Here is a 21012-nt window from a genome sequence, read left to right on the forward strand (position 1 = left end):
TGTGGACCGAGGGGGGCTCCGTGGACCTTGGGGGGACGCCGTGGCCCCCCGGGGGGGCTCCGCGGACCGCGGGGGACCCAGGGGGACCGCGAGCGACTGCGGGAACTCTGAGCGGCCCGGGGGACTCTGAGGGGTCCGGAGACTCTGAGGGGTCCGGGGGCCGGGCCACTCCCGGGACTCCGGGGACTCCGGGGGTCCCGGGCCCGGGACCCCCGAGGGCCCGAGAGGTCAGGGGATTCGGGGACTCCGGGGACCGGGACTCCCGGAGGTAAGGGGGACCGCGCGAGGGACCTCGAAGGCCCGCCGAGGACCGAAAGGACCCAGGGGGCCCTGGGGAACCCCGGGGGACCGAGAGGGGCCGAGAGGGGCCGAGAGGGACCTCGCAGGGACCCAAACGACCCCAGCGACCCCAGCGGCCCCAGCCGATCCACCAGGCCACCACGAGCCCCACGAGCCCCACGAGCCCCACGAGCCCCACGAGCCCCACGAGGACCGTAAAACCCGAAGGGCCGGGCCCCCAATGGAGACCCGGCCCTTCGCCGCTACGGCGCCGCAATCACCGCCACCGTCGTTGTCACGTCTTCCCGACGGCGCTGCCTCTCGCGGCGTTCCCGCCCGGTACTACTTCTTACGGCGTCGCCCACCGCGCCCCTGCTTGCGCCGCTCCGCGCGCGTGAGGCCGTCGGCCTCGGAGCGCACCGGCTCGTCACCGTTGTCGAAGTCGCCCTCGACGATGTCGCCCTCACCGTCCACCTTGGGCGCGGTGTAGTGCAGCCGGTCCGGGCGGCGCGGGGCCTCGAGGCCCTTGGCGCGGATCTCGGGGCGGGCACCCGCCTGGGCCGGCACCGCGTCCTTCTTCTCAAGGTCGGCCACCGGCTTGGTGTCCTCGACCGGGACCTCCTCGACCTGCTGCTCGACCTGGACCTCCAGGTTGAACAGGTAGCCGACGGACTCCTCCTTGATGCCCTCCATCATGGCGGTGAACATGTCGAAGCCCTCGCGCTGGTACTCGACCAGCGGGTCCTTCTGCGCCATCGCGCGCAGGCCGATGCCCTCCTGGAGGTAGTCCATCTCGTAGAGGTGCTCACGCCACTTGCGGTCCAGGACCGACAGGACGACCCGGCGCTCCAGCTCACGCATGATCTCGGAGCCGAGCTGCCCCTCACGCGCCGCGTACTGGTCGTGGATGTCGTCCTTGATGGACTCGGAGAGGAACTCGGCGGTCAGCCCGGCCCGGTCGCCGGCCGCCTCCTCCAGCTCGTCGACGGTCACCTTCACCGGGTAGAGCTGCTTGAACGCACCCCACAGCCGGTCGAGGTCCCAGTCCTCCGGGAAGCCCTCGGCGGTCTCCGCGCCGACGTAGGCGTCGATGGTGTCGTCCATGAAGTGCTGCACCTGCTCGTGCAGGTCCTCGCCCTCCAGGACGCGGCGCCGCTCGCCGTAGATGACCTCGCGCTGGCGGTTCAGGACCTCGTCGTACTTCAGGACGTTCTTACGGGTCTCGAAGTTCTGCTGCTCGACCTGCGACTGGGCGGACGCGATCGCGCGCGTGACCATCTTGTTCTCGATCGGCACGTCGTCCGGGACGTTCGCCATGGACATCACGCGCTCGACCATCTGGGCCTTGAAGAGCCTCATCAGGTCGTCACCCAGCGACAGGTAGAAGCGGGACTCGCCCGGGTCGCCCTGACGGCCGGAACGACCGCGCAGCTGGTTGTCGATACGGCGCGACTCGTGCCGCTCGGTGCCGAGGACGTAGAGACCGCCGAGGTCCTTGACCTCCTCGAACTCGGCCTTGACCGCCTGCTCCGCCTTCTCCAGGGCGGCGGGCAGAGCCGCGGCCCACTCCTCGATGTGCTCCTCGGGGTCGAGGCCGCGCTGGCGCAGCTCCGCCTCGGCGAGGTCCTCGGGGTTGCCGCCGAGCTTGATGTCGGTACCACGGCCGGCCATGTTGGTGGCAACGGTGACGGCGCCCTTGCGGCCGGCCTGGGCGACGATGATCGCCTCACGGTCGTGCTGCTTGGCGTTCAGCACCTCGTGCTGGACGCCGCGCTTGGACAGCTGCTGCGACAGGTACTCGGACTTCTCGACCGACGTCGTACCGACGAGGATCGGCTGGCCCTTCTCGTGCTTCTCGACGATGTCGTCGACGACCGCCTCGAACTTGGCGACCTCGGTGCGGTAGATCAGGTCCGACTGGTCCTTGCGGACCATCGGCCGGTTCGTCGGGATCGGGACCACGCCGAGCTTGTAGATCTGGTGGAACTCGGCGGCCTCGGTCATCGCCGTACCGGTCATGCCGCACAGACCGGGCTGCTCCTTGTCGGCGTGGTCGTGGCGCTTGTAGAGGCGGAAGAAGTTCTGCAGGGTGATCGTGGCGAGGGTCTGGTTCTCGTCCTTGATGTCCACCCCTTCCTTCGCCTCGATCGCCTGGTGCATGCCCTCGTTGTAGCGGCGGCCGGCGAGGATACGGCCGGTGTGCTCGTCGACGATCATGACCTCGCCGTCGATGACGACGTAGTCCTTGTCGTTCTTGAAGAGCTCCTTCGCCTTGATGGCGTTGTTCAGGTAGCCCACCAGAGGCGTGTTCACCGACTCGTAGAGGTTGTCGATGCCCAGCCAGTCCTCGACCTTGGCGACACCGGCCTCGTGGATGGCGACCGTGCGCTTCTTCTCGTCGACGTCGTAGTCGCCGGTCTCCTCGAGGCCCTTGAGCGGGTTGCCGGCCTCGCCCTTCTTCAGGCGGGTGACCAGCTTGGCGAAGTCGCCGTACCACTTGGTGGCCTGGTCGGCGGGGCCGGAGATGATCAGCGGCGTACGGGCCTCGTCGACGAGGATGGAGTCGACCTCGTCGACGATGGCGAAGTTGTGGCCGCGCTGGACGAGTTCGTCCTGGGACCACGCCATGTTGTCGCGCAGGTAGTCGAAGCCGAACTCGTTGTTCGTGCCGTACGTGATGTCGCACGCGTACTGCTCGCGACGCTGGGCCGGCGTCATGTTGGCGAGGATGCAGCCGACGTCCAGGCCCAGGAACTTGTGGACGCGACCCATCATCTCGGAGTCGCGCTCGGCCAGGTAGTCGTTGACCGTGATCAGGTGCACGCCCTGACCGGACAGCGCGTTGAGATACGCGGGCAGCGTGCCGACGAGGGTCTTGCCCTCACCGGTCTTCATCTCGGCCACGTAACCGAGGTGCAGGGCCGCGCCACCCATGATCTGGACGTCGTAGTGACGCTGTCCGAGGACGCGCTTGGCGGCCTCGCGAACGGTGGCGAAGGCCTCGGGTAGCAGGTCGTCCAGGCTCTCACCGTCTGCGTAGCGCTGCTTGTACTCATCGGTGAGGGCCCGCAGCTCGGCGTCGGAGAGGTCGACGAAGTCCTCTTCGATGGAGTTGACCTGGTCCGCGATGCGGTGCAGCTTGCGCAGGATCTTGCCTTCGCCTGCACGCATGATCTTCGAGAGGACGGACACGGGGGTTGGTCTCCTTGCCGGTCGGGCCTGGGACGGTCGGTTTCCATTTGACTTGACTGAGCAACGGCCATCGTATGCGAGGACCCCGCCACGCCGGGAGCCTGCCGTGGACGCCGAACCACCGCTGCTTCAAATCTCCGTCAAAGGGACAACGGCCGGGGGTCGCGGATGGTGCCGCGTTCCGCCAACGAATTGTGCGAAATGCGTTCACCCGCTCACACACCGCATATGGGGATGGCGCTGTCGACGACCCCCGAGCAGAATCGGCCGATGGAACCCGTCACGCTCTCCACCGGCCGCCTCCTCCTGCGCACGGTCGGCCCGAAGGACACCCACACCGTGTACGAGGCCGCCCAGGATCCCGACATCCAGCGCTGGACGACGATCCCCTCGCCCTACCTGTACGAACACGCACAGAACTTCACGGACCAACTGGCCCCCGAAGGCTGGGCGAACGGTTCGATGTTCACCTGGGGGCTCTTCCTCCCCGAAGGGGAGGAACTGGTGGGCATGCTCGGCCTCACGATGCGTTCCATGAGCGGAGCCGAGATCGGCTTCTGGGGCACGAAGGAACACCGCGGCAACGGCTACATCACCGAGGCCGTCCTCGCCGTGTCCCGCTGGGCCTTCGTCCACCTGTCCATCGACCGCGTGGAATGGCGTGCCGAGGTCGGCAACGGCCCCTCCCGCGCCGTGGCGGAACGCACCGGCTTCACCATCGAGGGCACCCTCCGCTCCGCCATCGTCCACCAGGGCGTACGCCGTGACTGCTGGGTGGGCTCCCTGCTCCCATCGGACCTGAGCCTCCCGTCGACAGCACCGTATCTGCCCCCTCCCGGCCTTTGAGACCGAGCCACGGCCACCTCTAGGCGCCGGTCCAGGCATCTCAGCCCGTCCGGCGTTTGAGGACGAGGCCCTGCGGGCCGAAGCGGGGGTCCAGGGGGCGGCAGCCCCCTGGCCGGGGTCGAAGGGGCGGAGCCCCTTCAAGGGATGGGACGGGTAGGGGCGGCGGGGGCGAAACCCGCGGGGCCCGCACCCCAAAGCCACAGCTCACTCCCCATTGTCAGTGCCACCCCCTATCGTCCGAACCCATGACGACCCCGCGCCCCACCACCGAACTCACGACAGACGAAGCCCGCCGCATCGCCCTCCGCGCGCAGGGCTTCCTCGGCACCCCGGACCGCAGGTCCGGCGTCCGCGGCATCCTCCGTCACCTCGGCGCGGTCCAACTCGACACCATCTCGGTCCTGGCGCGATCCCATGAACTCATCCCGTACGCCCGCCTGGGCGCGGTCGGCCGCAAGACGGTCGAGAACGCCTACTGGACGACGGCAGCCACCGCATCCCGGACCCCCACGGACACCCCGGCACAGGCACCCGCAACCACCCCGGCACTCCCGCACGCATTCGAGTACTGGTCCCACGCAGCCTGCATCCTCCCCATCGAGGAGTGGCCCCACTTCGCCTTCCGCCGCCGCGCCTACCGCAACCGCCCCCACTGGAACCACGACCTCCCCGACGGCGCCTACACCCAGGTGATCAAGCAGCTCCGCGCCGAGGGCCCGCTCACCGCGACCGAGCTGGGCGGCGCGAAGAGAACCAGCGAGTGGTGGGACTGGTCGGGCGCGAAGGTCGCCGTCGAACGCGCCCTGATGTACGGCGAGGTGGTCTGCGTCGAGCGCCGCGGCTGGAAGCGCGTCTACGACCTCGCCGAACGCGCCATCCCGGAGACACTGCTGCACGACGAGCTCGACGACACCGAGTGCCTGCGCCGCCTGGTCCGACTGGCCGGCCAGTCCCTCGGGGTGGGCACCCGCGCGGACATCGCCGACTACCACCGCCTCAAGGGCGAACAGGTCGACGCCGTGATCACCGACTCGGGCCTGGTCCCGGTCACGGTCGAGGGCTGGGGCAAGCCGGCCTGGGCCGATCCCGCGGCCCTCGAAACACCCCCGCGCGGCCGCCACCGTACGACGCTGCTCTCCCCGTTCGACTCCCTGATCTGGGAGCGGGCTCGCACAGAGCGGATCTTCGGCTTCACCCACCGTCTGGAGGCCTACGTCCCCAAGCAGAAGCGGGTCCACGGCTACTTCGCCATGCCGGTCCTGGCCGGCGGCCGTCTCGTCGGCCGCGTGGACCCGGCTCGCGAGGGCCGCACCCTGGTCGCCAAGCAGGTCACTCTGGACGGCCCGAAGGCGGTCCCGGCGGTGGCCCAGGCACTGGTGGAGGCGGCGACCTGGGTGGACTGCACGGACGTACGCGTGGAGCGGGTCGACGCCCCCGGCCTGCGCGAACCGCTCGTCAAAGAGGTCAGCCGCAGAGCCCCGTGACCTTCAGACCCCCTAGGGGGCTCGACCCGTACGGACCAGTCGGTGAAGGCGACGCCATCACCGTCGCGGCCCTTCAGCGGATCTCGAGGATCTTCTCCCGCATCGCGTAGACCACGGCCTCCATCCTGGAGTGCAGCTGGAGCTTCTCCAGGATGTTGCGCACATGGTTCTTCACGGTGTTCTCGGAGATGAACAACTCCTTCGCGATATCGCGGTTGTTCATCCCCGTGGCGACGAGCTTGAGGACCTCCAGTTCGCGGTCCGTCAGCCGCGGCGCGGGCACGAGCCGACGCTCGTCCGTCCGCTGGATCATCGACTTGAACTCGGTGAGCAGCTTCGACGCCATGGACGGGCTGATCTGCGACTGCCCGTCGGCCACCGCTCGAATGGCCGTGGCCACCTCGTCCGTGGAGATCTCCTTGAGGAGATAGCCGGTCGCGCCTGCCTTGATCGCGTCGTAGAGGTCGGCCTCCTCGTCGCTGATCGTCAGCATGATGATCTTCGCGCTCGGGGCCACCTCCTTGATGGAGGTGCAGGCCTCGATCCCGCCGCGCTTGGGCATCCGTACGTCCATCAGGACGATGTCCGGCAGCAGGTCAGCGGCCTTGTCGACGGCTTCCGCGCCGTCGCCCGCCTCTCCCACCACCTGGATGTCCTCCTCGGCCGCGAGCACGATCTCCAGTCCACGGCGGAACAGGGCATGGTCGTCCACGACGAGGACTCTGATCGGCTCCTTGCGTGGAGAACCCGTGTCCGGGCTCATGCCGACGACATCGCCGTCGGCATCCTCGTCCCGCATCGGTCCGAAGCTGTCCGCCATCGTTCCTCCCCCTGAGGCTGTGGCTGGTCGTTTGCCATCGCCAACCCAAGGCAGCGGCCCACCGGTTGGGCCGGTGCGGCCATGATTTCATGCCCGACCGACACTACGGTGACGAGCGGGGCGCGAAGTGGTCGCACACCGGTGCCCCTGGGGGCGCACACCGCGCTCCAGGGGCACCGGCTCAGCTGTCGGCCGGGTCGGTCAGCCGCCCAGCGTGCCCCCGGCCGCGGGAGGCTGCGCCTGGGCGACCATCGGGTCGGTGTTGAGGTGGATGACCCCGTAGTCGTAGGCGTGCCGCCGGTAGACGACGCTCGGTTCCTTCGTCTCGGAGTCGACGAAGAGGTAGAAGTCGTGCCCGACCAGCTCCATCTCGTAGAGGGCCTGGTCGAGGGTCATCGGGGAGGCGACGTGCGTCTTCTCGCGCACGATGAGGGGGCCTTCACCCTTGACTTCCAGCGAGCCGATCTTCTTGGTGGGAACTCCGTCCGGCTCTTCTTCCTGGAAGGTGTGGCCATTGCCGTTGAGCGTCGCCGCGCCCGGAACGTGGTCGGGGACCTCGGCCGCCGTGAGTCGGCGTGAGCCGCGGCGCGAGAAACGCTTGTCGTGCTGCTTGCGCAGCCGGGCATCCAGCTTTTCCGCAGCGAGGTCGAGCGCCGCGTACGGATCGCTGGCCGCTGCCTCCGCCCGGATCACCGGACCGCGGGAGCGGAGCGTGATCTCCACTCGATCACTGCGGTCGGCCTGTCGCGGGTTGGGCTCCTTGGACACCTCGACGTCGAGGCTGATCACCTTGGCATCGAGCCTCTGGATTTTCTCCAGCTTCAGCTTCTCGGCCACGTGCTTGCGGAACCGCTCGGGCACCTCGGTCTTGCGGCCCTTGACGACGATGTCCACGCAGAACTCCGTTCCCGGATCGCTCCGCTCCATCGGCGGAGCATCTCCCTTTTGCACCAGGCCCCGGTGAACCCGGAACCTCGGACTCGGTGACTTCCACCTCCTCCTCCCCCATGGGCAAGATCTCCACCCCATGGCCGCGGGTGATTGCGCAAAACCCACGGCACGGCATTCGGATATGGGAGGGGTGGCCTGCGCCTTTCCCTCACAACCGAACATATCTCGCCCGGACGGATGTCGTCACCCTCTACTGCGGCGTACCTCCGTTCAGGTGAATTGGCCCTCTCGTTACCTGCAACGATGCAAGTTCTCAGTCAGTTCCGGTTTATTTCGAAAGAATCCAGCGACGCAGCGACCACAGCTGCGCAGATCACGTCACGGGGCTGCCTGACGTCCATGATTCCCGGCATCTCCCGCATCCGCCGCACAGCGCCCTCCGTCGATCCGGCCCTCCGTTCCCCTGTCCTTTCCCGACTTCCCGCCCGGTACACAGCCGTTGTCCCGTCGCCGCACCCACCGGGTTCCTCGGTCGCCCATCCATACGCGTCCCCCTCCTCCGCCGTTCTGCCATATCCGGTCGTTTCCCACGCTGCCCCCGGCGCCTGCTCCGCCCGGGCCGCCCGCACGGCACGCGCCGCCTCCGCCAGGGACGCGCCCGTCGTCATCAGGTCGTCGACGAGCACGACCGGACCGCCACCGGCAAGCAGTCGGCCTCCTCCACGAGCCACCGTCAGCGCACCCGCGAGATTGTCCAGCCGCTGCCGGGAGTTGAGCCCCGACTGGTCGGCCACCCCGTGTCCCTGCCGCAGCACGGCGAGCACACGCACCGGCGTCCCGGCCCGCCGCAGCTCACTCGCGGCCGCGAGCGCGATCCGCCGTGCCGGATCATGCCCCCGAGCCCGCACTGCCCCGCGCCCGGACGGAACGGGGACCAGCAGCACAGGCCCACCCGCGCCCCAGAACCACCCCACCCCGTCGGCCCGCCGCTGCGAGCCCCGGGCCCGCACGCCCCGTGCCGACGCCCCGCTGCCCTGCGCCCAGGCCCCCCGCAGCCCGGCCCGCACCGCCCCGGCCAGGGCCGCTCCGAGCGGCGCCGCGAGTGCCAGCGCGCCGCGTTCCTTGTGGGCCAGCAGCACGGCCCGCACCTCGTCCACGTACCGAGCCGCCGCGTGCACGACCGGCAGCCCGTCCGGTTCCGGCACCGGTCGCACCCGGCTCGGTCCGGTCCCGCTCAGGACGGCACGGCACTCCGGGCAGAGCACCGTGCGAGGCGTCCCGCAGCCTCCGCACTCAGCCGGAAGCACCAGGTCGGTGAGGTCCTGCCACCACCCCCGCATGCCCACCACTCTGCCAACGCCCGTGCCGACCGGCCACCCCTGTGGATAACCCCCTGTGGATAACCCCGGCCCCGCTACACAGGCGTACTGCCACCCCGACACCGAGCCCGGTTCGCATCCGCCGACGCGCCGAAATGCCACTCGCCCCACGCCGCACGCCGCACACCGGATTCGCACTCACGAAAAAGCGGCCGCCCCCAGCCGGGTCTCTCACCCCGACCAGAAGCAGCCGCCACACTCACCGTCCCGAACGCCCGCCCACGGCAGGCAAGGACCCGACCTCACCCCGGATAGACCGGCGCCGTCCCGTCCGTCGCCACCTTCTGCCACTGTGCCCCAGAAGGCAGCCGCACGATCCCGTCCTCCGAGTAGCCGACAAGCGGCAGCCGCGCGTCCTCGGACGCGGTGATCTCCTTGACGCCGCTGAGAGCCGCGGGCGCCGGCCCTTCCGGCGTGGAACCGTCGACCTGCACGTACCGCATCGTCTGCACACCGCCCTGCTCACGCCCGACCACGACGAGCCGACTGTCACCAGCCCACGACATGGCCGCCACCTCCTCCAACTCAGGGGTAGCGGAGCGTAGTTCGTGCACCGAGACGGCCGAGCGCTCCGCCTCCTTGCCGTCCTCGCTGCGTTCGATCCGACCGATGAGCAGCGACGACTTGTCGCCCTGCTTCACCACCAGCGCGATCCGCACACCGTCGGCGGCCACCCGCACGGACTCGATGCGCCCCTCCAGCCCCGGCGGCGTCTTCACGACCAGCGGATCGCCCACGCCCTCCTTCAGCAGGAGCAGCCGGGGGTTGTCGGGGTCACGGTCGGCCACCCAGAGGTCGCCCTGGGCGTCCCAGCTGGGCGCCGTCAGCCGATCCTCCGGCGACGGGCCCGCGCTGGTCAGCTCCGGATCCCCGAGCGGACCTCCCGACACCAGCGCCCCGACGTACAGGTTCTTCCCGTCGCGGCCGACCCCGGCAGCCATGTCCTCGTCACGCGACACCGCCACCGACTTCAGCTGCGTCTCGCCCTCGCCCAGGGCACCCGGCACGGGATCAGGACTGGTGTCGTTGGTGGCGGCGGCCAGCCGAACGAGCCGGTGCTCTTCATCGAGGAAGTACAGGTAGTCGGCACGCTGCACCGACCCGCGCGCGGCGACCTCCTCCGCCCGGTCCTCGGCGAGCGCGCACAGCTGCCTGCCGCCCGCCTCCAGCTGGACCCCGTCCACCGTGGGGGTGAGGTTCTGAAGCGTGAACAGGAGCTGGGCCGCCATCTCGTAGCACTGGGTCAGCCCGACCCGGGCCGCCTTGTCGTTCAACGGCACGGTCAGCTGGTTCCGGTCGTCGGGCGTCAGCGTGGTGTCGTCGTTCTTCAGCGCCGTACCGGTCGGGAAGCTCGACCTGGCCACCGGGTTGAGCCAGCTGGTGGGCCCCTTGAGGAGGGAGCGGACCATCTGCGTCATGGGGTCGACGTTCCGGCGCACGAAGACGGGATCGGCGACGGCCGCCGTGTGCGGGGAGGTCCCGAGCGTGGTGTTCGTGGCGAAGTAGTACTTGTCGACGGACATGTAGTTGCGCTGGAAGTCCGACTTGCCCATCACGACGCCGCGCGGGGGCACGTCGATGCGCCACTGCTTCGTCTTCCTGTCCCGGGTGAGGTGCATCGGCTCGCTGTAGTCCCCGCCGGCGGGCGCGTACGACTGCTGCGCGTCGACCGTGGCGACCTTGGTGCCGGTCAGCGTGTACGAGAGGCTGTCGGTCTCCTCCCGGCCTCCCACCCGCTCGACGTCGGCGCCCGGTCCATCGGCCAGGACGGTCGTGGACAGCCGGGGCAGCCACGTGCGCGCGGCCTCGTCGGTCAGATACTTGCGCGCCGTCTCATAGTCCGGATCGTCGCTGGTCAGCGCCTCCAGAAAACCCGAGACGATCTCCGAGGACGAGGCGTCCTCGCGAGGCGGCATGGCGAAGACACGCACCTGGGTGTCCTGGCGCGGCGTGGACTCGACGCCACGCAGATCGCCGCTGTCGGGCATCGAGGCACACCCCGCCAGCAGTACGGCGCCACAGGCGGCGTACACCACCGTGCGCCCCGGCGTGCGCCGCGCGCGCCCCTCGCGGTCAGCGCCCACGCGATGCCTCCCCATGCTTGCTCGACTCCCCGCCCTGCCCGGCTTCCTCACCCGACGGCTCGTCCACGCCGGGTCGGCCGGATATGTCCTCCTGTCGCCGCGCACCCGACGCGGGCCGGGGAACCACACGCGCGCCGTTGCCCGGCAACGCCGTCGGATCGGCCTTGGGCACCGCGGTACCCGACCGCGACCCGATCGCATCCCTGGCCGGCACCGGAGTCACCTGGCCACCCGTGGGCTGCGCCGGCACCGTAGCCGCCTTCTCACCGCCCCCGCAGGGCAGCCCGGCGTCATCAAGTCCACGATTGCGGCGCGAGTCCTTGGGCTCCAGGGGTATCGGCGAGCCCCGCAGCGGCTCGTCCGCGGTCCGCGGCAGCGTCAACCGGAACTGCGAACCACCGCCCGGCTCACCCCACGCCTGCAGCCAGCCACCGTGCAGGCGCGCGTCCTCCAGCGCGATGGACAGCCCCAGCCCCGTACCGCCCGTGGTACGCGCGCGTGCCGGGTCGGCCCGCCAGAAACGGCTGAAGACACGGGTCGCCTCACCGGGCTTGAGACCCACGCCGTAGTCGCGCACCGCGACCGCGACCGCCCCGCCCGCCGAGGCGAGCTTGACGACGACGTCCCTGCCCTCGCCGTGCTCGACGGCGTTGACGACCAGGTTGCGCAGCACACGCTCGACACGGCGCGCGTCGGCCTCGGCGACGATGGGCTGCTGGTCACCGACGATGCGTATGTGGGTCCCCTTGCGCTCGGCGAGCGGCTCGGCCCCGCTGACGACACGTCGCACGACCTCCCTGAGGTCGATCGGCTCGGCCTCCAGCGCCGCCGCGCCCGCGTCGAAACGGCTGATCTCCAGCAGATCGGCGAGCAGCGACTCGAACCGGTCCAGCTGGTCGGCCAGCAGCTCCGCCGACCGCGCGGTCACCGGATCGAAGTCCTCCCGCGCCTCATGGATGACATCAGCGGCCATCCGTACGGTCGTCAGGGGCGTGCGCAGCTCATGCGACACGTCGGACACGAACCGCCGCTGCATCCGCGACAGGTCCTCCAGCTGCTGGATCTTCAGCTGGAGGTTCTGCGCCATCTTGTTGAAGGCTTCGCCGAGCCGCGCGATGTCGTCCTCGCCGGTGACCTTCATCCGTTCCTGCAACCGCCCGGCCGACAGCCGCTCGGCGATCCCGGCCGCCATCCGCACGGGCGTGACCACCTGGCGCACCACGAGCCAGGCGATGGCCCCGAGCAGTACGACGACGAAGAGCCCGGCGGTGGCGAGCGTGCCCTTGACCAGGCTCAGCGACTTCTCCTCCTGGGTGAGCGGGAAGAGGTAGTAGAGCTGGAACGGGTTGTTGTTGGGGTCGTTGACCTGCTTGCCGATGACCAGAGCCGGCTGGGACTCCTTGTGCGAGGTCGAGTGGTAGACGATCCGGGTGTAGCTCTGGAACGCCCCGGTGTTGCTGTCGATCCGGTCGCGCAGGTCCTCCGGCACGCTGTCCGTCGGGCTCACACCACCGGAGGCACGCGGACCGCGCCCACCGGTGTCACCGCCCGCGGAAGCCGGCAGCGTCACCACCTCGAAGGCACCCTGCCCGCCGCTGGAGAGGGAGGTGACAAGGTCGCTCATCCACTGGATGACGTTCTGCTCGGCACGTTGGTCCCCCGTCGCACCGTCGTCGGCGGTCCCGGCCGCGGCCTCGTCGGAATTCTGCCGGGCGGCCGCGAACCCGCCGGTCGCCTGGCTCTGCGAGGCCTTCACCTTGGCGTCCAGCAGGCCGTTGCGCACCTGCCCGATGACGACGAAGCCCAGCAGCAGAACGACACCGAGCGACATCAGCAGCGTGGTGACGACGACCTTGAGCTGGATGTTGCGCCGCCACAGCCGCATGACGGGCAGCAGCGGCCGGCGCACCCAGCGCAGCACCAGCCGAAGGACCGGGCTGCCCTGGACGCCTCCTTGCAGCAGCCCGCCCTCGAGGAACCGTCCCCAGCGGGAGCCCGCCTTCTTCCGGCCGACAGGCCGCTCCGGACGGGCCCCGGTCCGACCGGGGGCCGCAGCGGCACTGTCCCCGGACATGGTCAGCTCGGCCCTGCCTTGTAACCGACGCCGCGCACGGTCACCACGATCTCCGGCCGCTCGGGGTCCTTCTCGACCTTGGAACGCAACCGCTGCACATGCACGTTGACCAGTCGCGTGTCCGCCGCGTGCCGGTAGCCCCACACCTGCTCGAGGAGCACCTCGCGCGTGAACACCTGCCACGGCTTGCGGGCCAGCGCGACCAGCAGGTCGAACTCCAGCGGTGTCAGCGCGATCGACTGCCCGTCCCGCTTCACGGAGTGCCCGGCCACGTCGATGACGAGGTCACCGATGGCGAGCTGCTCGGGCGCCGGCTCCTCCGACCTCCGCAGCCGCGCCCGGATCCGGGCGACGAGCTCCTTCGGCTTGAACGGCTTCACGATGTAGTCATCAGCGCCGGACTCCAGGCCCACGACGACATCGACGGTGTCGCTCTTGGCCGTCAGCATCACGATCGGCACGCCGGACTCCGCCCTGATCAGGCGGCACACCTCGATGCCGTCCCGGCCGGGCAGCATCAGGTCGAGCAGCACCAGATCGGGCTTGCTCTCCCGGAACGCGGCCAGCGCCTTGTCACCGTCGGCTACGAAAGACGGCTCAAAACCTTCACCACGCAGCACGATGCCGAGCATCTCGGCCAGTGCGGTGTCGTCGTCGACGACAAGGACTCGTCCCTTCATAAACGACATCATCCCATTCTCATAACAGTGGCGAAGGCTCAGGTGAGGTAGCTCACCGGCCAGTGACCTTAGCCGTACGCCGTCGCCACTGTCTGCCCTCGGCCTCATCACAGGGTGTGACCTTTGGACGGGTTCGCCCCGCTCTGACCGCTCTACTGATCCGGTGTTTGCCTCACAACGTCTCCGTGACCCGCGGCGACCTGGCACACAGCTCGGCCAACGCCTCCGCCGTCACGGGCGCCACGGCACCCTCCTCGGTGACGATCGCCGTCACCAGCTCGGGCGGCGTCACATCGAACGCCGGGTTGTACGCCTGGGTCCCCAACGGCGCCATCGGAATCCCGCCCCCCGGCTCCCCTCCCGCCACCGGCACCTGAGGCGCCGCGATCTCGGTCACCTCGAACCCCGGACGCTGCTCGACCTCGATGGACGCCCCGTCCACCGTGTCCAGATCCACCGTCGTGAGCGGTGCGACCACGATGAACGGCACATGGTGGTAGCGCGCGAGCACCGCGAGCGGATAGCTCCCCACCTTGTTCGCCACCGAACCGTCGGACGCGATACGGTCCGCTCCGATCAGCACCGCGTCCACCTCACCCGCGGCGAACAAAGAGCCCGCCGCGTTGTCCGTGAGCAGGGTGTACGCCATCCCGTTGCGCGCCGCCTCGTACGCCGTCAGACGAGCCCCTTGCAGCAACGGCCGCGTCTCGTCCACCCACAGCCGCCTGAGCCGCCCGGCCCGGTGCGCCGCGAGCGCCACCGCGAACGCCGTGCCCTCGCCGCCCGACACCAGCGCCCCGGTGTTGCAGTGTGTGAGGATGCGGTGCCCGCCGCCGGGCAGCAGTTCGTCCAGCAGCGCCAGCCCTCGCTCGGCCATCAACGCACTGGCCTCGGCGTCCTCCTTGTGCAACGCCCGCGCGGCACCCAGCGCCGCACCGGCCGCCTGCTCCAGGTCCCCGCTCCTGGCGAGCTCGGCCCGGTACGCGGACTGAGCCCTGCGCACGCCCACGGCGAGGTTCACCGCGGTGGGCCGGGCACCCGCCAGCGCTTCGGCGGCGTCATCCACGTCGAACCCGCGCGCGGCGGCGAGCGCGACGCCGTACGCCCCCGCGATCCCGAGCACCGGCGCCCCGCGGACAGCGAGCGAACGGATCGCCTCCACCAGCACCGGCGCGTCCGTACAGACCAGCTCGACCTCCTCTGCCGGCAGTCTCGTCTGATCGAGAAGGACCAGTACGGGACCTTCGGGTGGTTCGTCCCACCGAATCGCCGGAATCTCCTTCGGCCTGCCGTCCTCGCCGGATTGCACGTACTGATCAGCCATACGGCCAGTCTGCCCCTTGTACGGCGGACAATTGAAGGTGTGCAGCCCATACCGCGGCCGGTACGCCGTGGGCCGCCCCATGGCACGATGGCTGCCAACCTGCCACCGCGACCGCGGACGGGCACCGTGAAGGAGCGACGATGAAAGACACTCCGGGCTGGGCCTCGCCCGGATCCGCCCCGTCCGACGGCCAGGAACCCGGCGCGTCCGGCCCTGCCGAGCCCGCAGACCGTCCCGACCCCGCGCAGCAGCCAGGAACAGACCCGCAGGACTCCAACCCGAAGTGGTCCAAGGAGCAGCCGCCCCCCGGCCAGTGGTCCGCCCCGACAGACCCCCAGGCGCCCGGCCAGACCCCGCCGCCCCCACCACCGCCCGGCCCGGGCTGGGGCACCCACCCGCCCACCGGCCCCGGCGGATACACCGGCGGCTACGGCGGGGGCCACCCCGGCTACGGTGCCCCCGGCGCAGGCCCCTGGGGAAGCGGCTGGGGCGGGCCGCCGCCCGCGGCCAAGCCCGGCGTGATCCCGCTGCGCCCCCTCGGCGTCGGCGAGATCCTCGACGGCGCGGTCTCCACCATGCGCACCTACTGGCGCACGGTCCTGGGCATCTCCCTGACCGTCGCGATCGTGACGGAGATCCTCGTCATCCTCGTCCAGGGCCTCGTCCTGAACGACCGCCTCAACACCGCGGCCCTCGACGACCCGGACGCCACCCTCAGCGAACTGACCCGCGCCACGGGCGACGCCCTGATCAGCTCCAGCGTGATCTTCCTGATCTCGGTGATCGGCGCGATCATCGCGACCGCCCTGCTCACCACGGTCACCAGCCGCGCGGTACTCGGCAAGACGGTGACCACCGGCGAGGCCTGGCGCGACGCCCGCCCCCAGGTACTTCAGCTCTTCGGCCTGCTCTTCCTGCTGCTGCTCATGACCTTCGGCCTGGTGATCGCGGGTGCCGTGCCCGGCATCCTCGTCGCCGCCTCGGGCGCCGGTGGAGCGGGCGGGGCACTCACCCTCCTGGGCATCCTCGGCGCCGGCATCGTCGCGCTGTGGCTGTGGTTCCGCTTCTCCCTCGCCTCGCCCGCGCTGATGCTGGAGAAGCAGGGCATCATGAAGTCCCTGAGCCGCTCCGCGAAGCTGGTCCGCGGCTCCTGGTGGCGCGTCTTCGGCATCCAGCTGCTCGCCACGATCATCGCGAACGTCGTCGCGGCGATCGTCGTCATCCCCTTCACCTTCCTCGCCGGAGCCGTCAGCGGCGACGGCGCCACCAGCTTCCTCAACGGCGGCACCGACTTCGGCTGGACGTTCCTGATCATCAGCGGCGTCGGCTCGGTGATCGGCTCCATGATCACCTTCCCGATCACCGCCGGCGTCACCGTCCTGCTCTACATCGACCAGCGCATCCGCCGCGAGGCCCTCGACCTCGAACTGGCCCGAGCAGCGGGCGCCCAGAGCTACGGCCCCGGCACCCCGGGGAGCTGAACCGGTGAGCTTGGCGGGGGGAGTTCTCATAATGGCGTCGGCGCTACCGGACACTGCCGTACGCACCTTGCTCGGCGTCGGCGACACATCCGTACTGTCCCTGCCGGCCCGCTCGGGCGACGAGCCACCGCTGACGATCCCGCGTGATCCCGCGCGGGAAGCGGCCCAGCGCGAGCTGTCCAAGGGCATGTACCACGAGAACGACCCCAGCTGGTTCCAGCGCGCCCTGGACACCTTCTGGGACTGGGTCGAGGACCTGTTCAGCAGCGCCTCGACCGTGACGCCCGGAGGGTCGCTCGGCCTGATCGTCGTCATCCTGGTCATCGTCGCGGTCCTCGGCGCCCTGTGGTGGCGCCTGGGCACCCCACGCCGCCAACCCACCTCCTCCGCCGCCCTGTTCGACGACCGCCCCCGCAGCGCCGCCGAACACCGCGCCGCAGCCGAGGCGCACGCCGCCCAGAGCCACTGGAACCAGGCAGTCCAGGAACGCATGCGCGCCATCGTCCGATCCTTGGAGGAACGCGCGCTTCTCGACGTCCGCCCCGGCCGCACCGCGGACGAAGCCGCCGCCGAAGCAGGCCGATCACTGCCCACCCACACGGACCGACTGCGCACCGCAGCCCGGGACTTCGACGACGTGACATACGGCGGAAGGACCGCGACCCAGCAGGCATACCAGCGCATCGCGGAACTCGACCGCGACCTGGAGAGCACCAAGCCGCAACTCGCGAGCAGCACCGCAGGCACGGCCCCCAACGCCCACCAGGGAGCCGCCGAATGACCACCGAGGCCACGCTTCCGTCCACCTCGGCCTCGCCCACCGCCCGCCAGGTCTGGACCCGCACGCGAGGCATCGCAGCCGCCGTCGTCCTCCTGCTCGTAGCAGCGGTCGTGATCGCCACGATCCGCTCCGACGCCCGGCACGGCGCCCTCGACCCACGCTCCGCCGACCCCAAAGGCAGCCGAGCGGTCGCCGAACTCCTCGCCGACCGCGGCGTCGACACACGCGTGGTCACCACCCTGGACGACGCACGCGCCGCGGCCGCCGCGGACACAGCCGTCCTGGTCGCCGCCCCCGACCTGCTGACGCACCGTCAACAGAGCTGGCTGCACTCGTCGACCGCCGGCTCCGGCGGCCGCACCGTCCTCGTCGCCCCCGGCGGCTGGTCCGTCGAGCGACTCGCCCCCGGCGTCACCGCGGACCCCGCCACCAGCCTCGAATCGGAACTGGCCCCCGACTGCGCCCTGCCCGCCGCCCGGCGCGCGGGCACCGCCGACCTGGGCGGCATCCGCTACACCACCACCCACCCCGGCGCCGACGAGTGCTACCCCAGCGACCGCCTGGCCACCCTGCTGCGCGTCCCGGACCCGACCGGGAACGGCGACACCGTCGTCCTCGGCTCGCCCGACATCCTCTACAACGACCGCCTCGACGAGCAGGGCAACGCCTCGCTCGCCCTTCAACTCCTCGGCTCCCGCCCCCATGTGGTCTGGTACCTCCCCTCGCTCTCCGACACGTCGGCCGCCGACGCGGACGACGAACGCAGCTTCTTCGACCTGCTCCCCTCGGGCTGGCTCTGGGGCACACTTCAGCTCTTCATCGCCGCAGCCCTGGCCGCCCTCTGGAGGGCACGCCGACTCGGCCCCCTGGTGCCCGAGAAACTCCCCGTGGCGATCCGCGCCTCCGAAACCGTCGAAGGCCGCGCCCGCCTCTACCGCAAATCCAACGCCCGCGACCGCGCGGCCACCGCTCTTCGCTCCACCACCCGCACGCGCCTCGCCCCCCTCGTAGGTGTCCCCGTCACCCAGGCGCACACGCCCGAGGCCCTGCTCCCCGCCCTGTCCGCCCACCTCCACGACCACGGAGCCGGACAGAACCTGCACACCCTCCTCTTCGGCCCGCCAGCCAGCGACGACGCAGCACTCATCGCCCTCGCCGACCAACTCGACGCCCTCGAAAGAGAGGTACGCCGTCCATGATGGACCCGACCACTGACAACGCCGGGAACACCGGGGACCCGGGCACCGCCCGCGCCTCCCTGGAAGCCCTGCGCGCCGAGATCGCCAAAGCCGTGGTCGGCCAGGACCCCGCAGTAACCGGCCTCGTCGTCGCCCTTCTCTGCCGCGGACACGTCCTCCTCGAAGGCGTCCCCGGCGTCGCCAAGACACTCCTCGTCCGCACCCTCGCATCCGCACTCGAACTCGACACCAAGCGCGTCCAGTTCACCCCCGACCTCATGCCGAGCGACGTGACGGGCTCCCTCGTCTACGACACCCGCAGCGCCGAGTTCTCCTTCCAGCCCGGCCCGGTCTTCACCAACCTCCTCCTGGCCGACGAGATCAACCGCACCCCGCCCAAGACCCAGTCCTCCCTCCTGGAAGCCATGGAGGAACGCCAGGTCACGGTCGACGGCACCCCCCGCCCGCTCCCCGACCCGTTCCTCGTCGCGGCAACCCAGAACCCGGTGGAATACGAGGGCACGTACCCCCTCCCCGAGGCCCAGCTGGACCGTTTCCTCCTCAAGCTCACGATTCCGCTCCCCTCCCGCCAGGACGAGATCGACGTCCTCACCCGCCACGCCGAGGGCTTCAACCCACGCGACCTGCGTGCCGCCGGCGTGCGCCCTGTGGCAGGCCCCGCAGACCTCGAGGCCGCCCGCGCGGCGGTGGCCAAGACGACGGTCTCCCCGGAGATCACCGCCTACGTGGTCGACATCTGCCGAGCCACCCGGGAATCGCCGTCCCTGACCCTGGGCGTATCCCCCCGCGGCGCCACGGCCCTCCTGGCCACCGCCCGCGCCTGGGCCTGGCTGACAGGCCGCGACTACGTCATCCCCGACGACGTGAAGGCCCTGGCCCTCCCCACCCTCCGCCACCGCGTACAACTCCGCCCGGAGGCCGAGATGGAAGGCGTCACCGCCGACTCCGTCATCAACGCGATCCTCGCCCACGTCCCCGTCCCCCGCTGATGGCACTCACCGGACGCGCGGCACTCCTCGCGGCCCTGGGCGCCCTCCCCGTAGGACTCTGGGACCCCAGCTGGACAGGCATCCTCGCGGTCAACGCCCCCCTGGCCGTAGCCTGCGCCTGCGACTTCGCGCTGGCAGCACCCGTACGACGCCTGGTCCTGACCCGCTCCGGCGACACCTCCGTACGCCTGGGTGAGACGGCCGACGTCACCCTCACGGTGACCAACCCGTCCAATCGCCCGATCCGCGCCCACCTCCGCGACGCCTGGCCCCCCAGCAGCTGGCAGCCCGGCACAGAGGTGACGGCCTCCCGCCACCGCGTGATGGTCCCCGCCGGCGAACGCCGCCGCGTCACCACCCGACTCCGTCCCACCCGACGCGGCGACCGCCAGGCAGACCGCGTGACCATCCGCTCGTCCGGCCCCCTGGGCCTCTTCTCCCGCCAGAGCACCCACAAGGTCCCCTGGACCGTGCGAGTCCTCCCCCCGTTCACCAGCCGCAAGCACCTGCCCTCCAAACTGGCCCGCCTGCGCGAACTCGACGGCCGCACCAGCGTCCTCACCCGCGGCGAAGGCACAGAATTCGACAGCCTGCGGGAGTACGTCCCCGGCGACGACACCCGTTCCATCGACTGGCGCGCCACAGCCCGTCAGTCAGCAGTCGCCGTACGCACCTGGCGCCCCGAACGCGACCGCCACATCCTCCTCGTCCTGGACACCGGCAGAACCTCGGCAGGCCGCGTCGGCGACGCTCCACGCCTGGACGCCTCCATGGACGCGGCACTCCTCCTGGCCGCCCTCGCCTCCCGAGCCGGCGACCGAGTGGACCTCCTGGCCTACGACCGCCGAGTACGCGCCCTAGTCCAGGGCCGCACAGCAGGCGATGTCCTCCCCTCCCTGGTCAACGCGATGGCCACACTCGAACCCGAGCTGATCGAAATGGACGCCCGAGGCCTTACGGCCACGGCTCTCCGTACGGCCCCCCGCCACTCCCTGATCGTGCTGCTCACGACCCTCGACGCAGCACCCATCGAGGAGGGCCTGCTCCCGGTACTGGCCCAGCTCACCCAGCGCCACACAGTTCTGGTGGCCTCAGTAGCGGACCCCCACATCGCACACATGGCCACTGCACGCGGAAACGCGGACGCCGTCTACGAGGCCGCAGCCGCCGCCCAGTCCCAAACCGAGCGCCACCGCACGGCGGAACAACTCCGCCGCCATGGGGTTACGGTCGTCGACGCAACGCCGGAAGAACTCGCACCGGCCCTGGCAGACGCATACCTGGCCCTTAAGACGGCGGGTCGCCTGTAACAGGGGAATGTGAAGGGGGCCCTCTCACGGGGAGGCGGCCCCTAGGTAAATTGGCGTATAAATGCAGAAAGCCCCCGGACCGGTATCCCCGGCCGGGGGCTCTCTCAAAATTTGTTCGGCGGCGTCCTACTCTCCCACAGGGTCCCCCCTGCAGTACCATCGGCGCTGTAAGGCTTAGCTTCCGGGTTCGGAATGTAAC

Annotated in this window: 15 protein-coding genes and 1 rRNA gene; 7 read left to right on the forward strand and 9 right to left on the reverse strand. The window is 70.4% G+C overall.

Annotated elements, in window-relative coordinates:
• Window positions 1-621 precede the first annotated feature (621 nt).
• Complete coding sequence (gene secA / locus ACFU95_RS26170) at window positions 622-3471, reverse strand: preprotein translocase subunit SecA (RefSeq protein ID WP_383831916.1); 2850 nt, start codon at window positions 3469-3471, stop codon at window positions 622-624.
• A 270-nt stretch (window positions 3472-3741) separates the two neighbouring features.
• Here secA and ACFU95_RS26175 point away from each other — a divergent pair, with 270 nt between their 5' ends.
• Together ACFU95_RS26175 and ACFU95_RS26180 are read left to right on the forward strand one after the other, a co-directional pair.
• Window positions 3742-4317: a GNAT family N-acetyltransferase gene (locus tag ACFU95_RS26175; RefSeq protein ID WP_383831918.1), complete on the forward strand. Its 576-nt coding sequence runs from the start codon at window positions 3742-3744 to the stop codon at window positions 4315-4317.
• Between the two features lie 245 nt (window positions 4318-4562).
• On the forward strand, window positions 4563-5801 hold the full coding sequence (locus tag ACFU95_RS26180) for a winged helix-turn-helix domain-containing protein (protein ID WP_383831920.1): 1239 nt from the start codon (window positions 4563-4565) through the stop codon (window positions 5799-5801).
• Between the two features lie 73 nt (window positions 5802-5874).
• On the opposite strand, the gene ACFU95_RS26185 is transcribed toward ACFU95_RS26180, so the two are convergent.
• From ACFU95_RS26185 to mtnA, 7 genes are all read right to left on the reverse strand, one after another.
• Window positions 5875-6621: a response regulator gene (locus tag ACFU95_RS26185; RefSeq protein ID WP_383831921.1), complete on the reverse strand. Its 747-nt coding sequence runs from the start codon at window positions 6619-6621 to the stop codon at window positions 5875-5877.
• Between the two features lie 201 nt (window positions 6622-6822).
• Complete coding sequence (hpf, locus tag ACFU95_RS26190; protein WP_383831952.1) at window positions 6823-7515, reverse strand: ribosome hibernation-promoting factor, HPF/YfiA family; 693 nt, start codon at window positions 7513-7515, stop codon at window positions 6823-6825.
• A 314-nt stretch (window positions 7516-7829) separates the two neighbouring features.
• Entirely contained in the window at window positions 7830-8852 is a 1023-nt protein-coding gene (locus ACFU95_RS26195; protein WP_383831923.1) for a ComF family protein, read from the reverse strand.
• Between the two features lie 281 nt (window positions 8853-9133).
• On the reverse strand, window positions 9134-10975 hold the full coding sequence (locus ACFU95_RS26200; protein ID WP_383831924.1) for an LpqB family beta-propeller domain-containing protein: 1842 nt from the start codon (window positions 10973-10975) through the stop codon (window positions 9134-9136).
• Complete coding sequence (mtrB, locus tag ACFU95_RS26205; RefSeq protein ID WP_383831926.1) at window positions 10965-13049, reverse strand: MtrAB system histidine kinase MtrB; 2085 nt, start codon at window positions 13047-13049, stop codon at window positions 10965-10967. Before mtrB ends, ACFU95_RS26200 begins: the two co-directional genes overlap by 11 nt.
• 2 nt (window positions 13050-13051) lie before the next feature.
• Window positions 13052-13741, reverse strand: a complete 690-nt coding sequence (mtrA, locus tag ACFU95_RS26210; protein WP_187284748.1) for a two-component system response regulator MtrA — start codon at window positions 13739-13741, stop codon at window positions 13052-13054.
• Between the two features lie 160 nt (window positions 13742-13901).
• Complete coding sequence (gene mtnA / locus ACFU95_RS26215; RefSeq protein WP_383831929.1) at window positions 13902-15053, reverse strand: S-methyl-5-thioribose-1-phosphate isomerase; 1152 nt, start codon at window positions 15051-15053, stop codon at window positions 13902-13904.
• Between the two features lie 140 nt (window positions 15054-15193).
• Between mtnA and ACFU95_RS26220 the strand changes: the two genes are divergently transcribed.
• Genes ACFU95_RS26220 through ACFU95_RS26240 form a run of 5 tightly spaced genes read left to right on the forward strand, consistent with a single transcriptional unit; the run spans window position 15194 to window position 20813 of the window.
• Window positions 15194-16534: a glycerophosphoryl diester phosphodiesterase membrane domain-containing protein gene (locus ACFU95_RS26220; protein ID WP_383831931.1), complete on the forward strand. Its 1341-nt coding sequence runs from the start codon at window positions 15194-15196 to the stop codon at window positions 16532-16534.
• A gap of 31 nt (window positions 16535-16565) precedes the next feature.
• Window positions 16566-17315, forward strand: coding sequence for a DUF4129 domain-containing protein (locus tag ACFU95_RS26225; protein ID WP_383831933.1), 750 nt, complete (start codon window positions 16566-16568; stop codon window positions 17313-17315).
• Window positions 17312-18514: a DUF4350 domain-containing protein gene (locus ACFU95_RS26230; protein WP_383831935.1), complete on the forward strand. Its 1203-nt coding sequence runs from the start codon at window positions 17312-17314 to the stop codon at window positions 18512-18514. The genes ACFU95_RS26225 and ACFU95_RS26230 overlap by 4 nt, the downstream gene beginning before the upstream one ends.
• On the forward strand, window positions 18514-19503 hold the full coding sequence (locus tag ACFU95_RS26235) for an AAA family ATPase (protein WP_383831937.1): 990 nt from the start codon (window positions 18514-18516) through the stop codon (window positions 19501-19503). The genes ACFU95_RS26230 and ACFU95_RS26235 overlap by 1 nt, the downstream gene beginning before the upstream one ends.
• Window positions 19503-20813, forward strand: coding sequence for a DUF58 domain-containing protein (locus ACFU95_RS26240; RefSeq protein ID WP_383831939.1), 1311 nt, complete (start codon window positions 19503-19505; stop codon window positions 20811-20813). The genes ACFU95_RS26235 and ACFU95_RS26240 overlap by 1 nt, the downstream gene beginning before the upstream one ends.
• Window positions 20814-20926: 113 nt before the next feature.
• Here the strand turns inward: ACFU95_RS26240 and rrf are convergent.
• Window positions 20927-21012: ribosomal RNA gene (gene rrf, locus ACFU95_RS26245) — 5S ribosomal RNA — on the reverse strand; the annotation flags it as partial.

The organism is Streptomyces sp. NPDC057623, from assembly GCF_042800355.1.
Classification (GTDB): domain Bacteria; phylum Actinomycetota; class Actinomycetes; order Streptomycetales; family Streptomycetaceae; genus Streptomyces.